Below are 3,782 nucleotides of genomic sequence, written 5' to 3' on the forward strand. Positions count from 1 at the left end.
CCTCAATCCAATGGAGCCATCAAAAATCGTCCTGCACTAGTTCTCAGGAAAATGCCAAAATATCAAGACCTTTTAGTTTGTGGAATAAGTACCCAACTAAAACAATATATTCCCAATTTTGACGAAATCATTTCTCCTAATGATGCTGACTTTGAATTAAGCGGCTTAACTAGTCCTTCCGTTATCCGATTAAGCTTTCTCACTGTTATCCCTAGTAAAAATGTAATTGGAGCGATCGGCAATATTTCAATAGAGAGGTATCAACGCCTTATCGCAAACCTAGCTCATTATTTGACGCAAAATGAACACAACTTATAAGCAACTGTAATGCCCTCATCAAAGAAAGTTGGATAATTCAATGGCAACCACGGATAATACCCTAGACTCATGGCGCAAAACCCTAGAAACTTTGCTCCAATACTATGCCGATCTTCCATATCGCTATGGAAACGTGAGTGCTTACGTTGTGGTTAGCCGCGATCGTAACCACTTCATGCTGATGCGCGAAGGATGGGAAAACAGTCGACGAGTACATGGATGTGTTGTTCATGCCGAAATTCGTAACGACAAAATCTGGATTCACTATGATGGGATCGAAGATGGCATTACTGAAGAACTCGTTGCAGCAGGAGTTCCCAAGGATCATATTGTCCTAGCTTTTCATCCGCCTCAAGTGAGAGAGCATACTGGATATGCTTTGGCATAAGCTCTGAAATGATTACATCGTAAAACAGCGATTTATATAGGGTAATATATAGCTAGTAAACGCTTGAGATCCCTATGGAGGTATAAAATGAACCAAAAACAAATTACAGATCTAACCATAGAAGATCTCAAAGCAGTGATTACTGAAGTAGTAGTTACGCAGCTACAGCAATGGTTCGGCAAACCAAACTCATCTATTACCACAGTCAAACCAGAGCCATCCATCCCTACCAATCAGCCCTACGTTAATGCTGAAGGCGTTTACATATTGCCAACAAGGACACCCGAAGAAATTGCAGCAAGAGCAAAAGCATTGATCGATCTTTTCAATGAATGGGATCTCCGAGATGATGCTGATGAACAGCGAGAGACATGGGAATATTTGCAACAAGCTCTAGGCGAAGAATCGATAACTGAACGTCCACTATCCCTCACCGCATGATTGTTTTACTTGACTCAGCCCCACTCGGCATCCTATCAAACCCCAACTCCACCCCCGCAACCCTAGAATGCCGCTATTGGTCAGAGAGATTAGTTGCCAAGGGTTATAGATTAATTATTCCTGAGATTACCGACTACGAAGTTAGGCGTGAATTACTAAGAGCCAATAAACTAGCAGGCATCAGGCGTTTAGATCAGCTAAAAAATCGCTTAGAGTATTTACCCCTGACCACAGCAACGATGCTGAAAGCTGCTGAATTTTGGGCAGAAGCGAGACAAACAGGTAAACCAACAGCCAGTCCAGAAGCACTTGATGGCGATGTTATCCTTGCCGCCCAAGCATCATTAATTGCCGAATCACAGGGCGATCGCATTGTCGTAGTCGCCACAACAAATGTGGGACATTTGGAAAGATTTGTAAACGCCAAATATTGGCAAGCGATCGCCTAAGTTACAGAAACAAACATAGATTCACTGCAAAAAACAGCCCAGCCACTCAATCAAGAAATGCACCTGCTTATCCCCAGGCAGTAGCGCCAGACTGGTGATCTTAATTCTCCCCTTCTCGAAAGAGAAGCGATAATAGAACTCAATCGGAATCTTCGCATGAAGTAACTCCCAAAGCGAATCCGTCAGCTTCGAGTCCAGAAACAGATCGCGCCCATCTTCTGACGCATAAATGCGAAACACCCCAACCTTACGCGCCACCAACTTCAGTTCCATCACTCTGAGCAATACCTGAGTTTCTTCAGGCAAAGCCCCATACAGCCCCTCCCAAACCGCAGCCAACTTGAGAATCTCCTCCTTCGACTTCACCTTCGCCAAAGTCAAATAAGCATTAATCTTCGTCTCATTGTCTTCGATATAACTATCAGGAATAAAAGCCACCAAACGCGGCAACTGAAGCTCAGTATCAGCCACTTCAGGCAGAATCTTCCCGCGTAACTCATTGATATATTCCTGAAGCAAATCCATATAAAGCGCAAAGCCAATCACATCCGCCTGACCCGACTGCTCCTCACCCAAGAGATCCCCCAAACCCCGAATTTCCATATCTCGCATCGCCAGTTGATAACCTGAACCAAGCTGACTAAACTCCTGAATTGCATCTAGTCTCTTTCTTGCTGAATCTGTCAACTCAAGATTAGGCGGATACAGTAAATAGGCATGAGCCTGAATCCCTGCCCGACCAACCCGACCACGCAATTGATAAAGTTGCGCCAAACCCAACTTATGAGCATCCTCAATCACAATCGTATTCACACGCGGAATATCCAAACCCGACTCAATAATCGTGGTACAGAGGAGAATATCCGCCTCATTGTTATTAAAAGCAACCATCGCCGCCTCTAACTCTGACTCCTGCATCTGTCCATGCGCGATCGCCAATCTCACATTGGGCAACATCAACCGCAAAGAAACAGCGATCGCCTCAATCCCCTCAATGCGTGGCACGACATAAAACACCTGACCACCACGATCTAACTCATGACGAATCGCCGTTTTCACCAGTGACGCATCATAAGCAGACAAATGGGTTTGAATCGATCTCCGTGAGGGAGGAGGAGTCGCAATCACACTCATTTCCCGCACACCAGAAAGCGCCGCATAAAGAGTACGGGGAATCGGCGTAGCACTCAAAGTCAATAAATCTACATCCCCCTTCATCGCCTTGATTTTCTCTTTCTGCAAAGTCCCAAAGCGTTGTTCTTCATCAATCACCAGTAAACCCAAATCGTGAAACTGGACATCCTTAGACAACAGTTGATGCGTACCGACAATGACTTGAACTTTATCATCAGCAACCTGCTGTAAAATCTGCTTGCGCTCCTTCGCAGGGCGAAACCGATTCACAATATCTACAGTGAAAGGATAAGCCGCAAACCGAGTTTGGAGCGTATGAAAATGCTGCTGCGCCAGAATCGTGGTCGGTGCTAGCAAAGCTACTTGTTTACCCGCACAAACCGCCTTAAAAATAGCCCTTACCGCCACTTCCGTTTTGCCAAAGCCGACATCACCACAAACCAGTCGATCCATCGGGCGATCGCTTTCCATGTCTTGCTTCACATCTTGAACAGCCTTGACTTGATCAGGGGTGAGTGGATAGGGAAAAGAATCTTCCATCTCCTGTTGCCAATTGGTATCAGGTGGAAAAGCATAGCCGACTAAATTAGCGCGGCGAACATAGAGTTGCAGTAAATCCCTTGCTAACTTGTAAATCTCTTTTTGACATTTGCTGAGAGCATTATCCCACACCTTTGTGTTGGCGATGCTGCTTAACTTAGGAGGTTTATTAGAAGCACTGCGATAGCGAGAGAGAATCTTCTCATTTTCCTGCGCGATCGCCACAGCAGTTTTACCATCGGCAAACTCAACGATGTAATGTGGTTGCTTTTCTCCCTTCACTTCAATTGTTTCAAAGCGCGTAAATTTGCCAATCCCATACTTACGATGCACGACATAATCGCCAACATTTAACTCGTCAGGATTAACTGATTTAGCCGCAGTTATGCGTGAGGGATGTATAGCTGTCGCCAAGTGTATTAGGACGCAGAAGCGGCCAGAACAGATTCCATGGCATCACGTAAATTGTCAGAATTGCGTAAAAGTTTGCGAATTCGATGCTTCAACCAAGC

The 3,782-nt window shown here is 45.1% G+C and carries 4 protein-coding genes and 1 pseudogene; 4 read left to right on the top strand and 1 reads right to left on the bottom strand.

All coding sequences use genetic code 11. The features are described from left to right. From H6F42_RS20885 to H6F42_RS20900, 4 genes are all read left to right on the top strand, one after another. A partial coding sequence (locus tag H6F42_RS20885) for a type II toxin-antitoxin system PemK/MazF family toxin (RefSeq protein ID WP_190401314.1) occupies window positions 1-318 on the top strand: 318 nt, incomplete at its 5' end. Between the two features lie 40 nt (window positions 319-358). Then, window positions 359-706 (top strand): XisI protein, encoded by a 348-nt coding sequence (locus H6F42_RS20890; RefSeq protein WP_190401315.1) that lies wholly within the window; start codon window positions 359-361, stop codon window positions 704-706. Window positions 707-793: 87 nt separating this feature from the next. Continuing rightward, entirely contained in the window at window positions 794-1,147 is a 354-nt protein-coding gene (locus H6F42_RS20895; protein ID WP_190401316.1) for a hypothetical protein, read from the top strand. Continuing rightward, on the top strand, window positions 1,144-1,596 hold the full coding sequence (locus tag H6F42_RS20900; protein ID WP_190401317.1) for a PIN domain-containing protein: 453 nt from the start codon (window positions 1,144-1,146) through the stop codon (window positions 1,594-1,596). Before H6F42_RS20895 ends, H6F42_RS20900 begins: the two co-directional genes overlap by 4 nt. Before the next feature lie 21 nt (window positions 1,597-1,617). Here H6F42_RS20900 and mfd read toward each other — a convergent pair. Further along, a pseudogene (gene mfd, locus H6F42_RS20905) lies at window positions 1,618-3,672 on the bottom strand (transcription-repair coupling factor); the annotation flags it as partial. Window positions 3,673-3,782: the final 110 nt, after the last annotated feature.

Source organism: Pseudanabaena sp. FACHB-1998 (assembly GCF_014696355.1).
Lineage (GTDB): Bacteria > Cyanobacteriota > Cyanobacteriia > Pseudanabaenales > Pseudanabaenaceae > Pseudanabaena.

Excerpts from the sequence above, each read along its gene's own strand:
- H6F42_RS20890 (WP_190401315.1), top strand. The coding sequence starts at position 359 with ATGGCAACCACGGATAATACCCTAGACTCATGGCGCAAAACCCTAGAA.
- H6F42_RS20895 (WP_190401316.1), top strand. The coding sequence starts at position 794 with ATGAACCAAAAACAAATTACAGATCTAACCATAGAAGATCTCAAAGCA.
- H6F42_RS20900 (WP_190401317.1), top strand. The coding sequence starts at position 1,144 with ATGATTGTTTTACTTGACTCAGCCCCACTCGGCATCCTATCAAACCCC.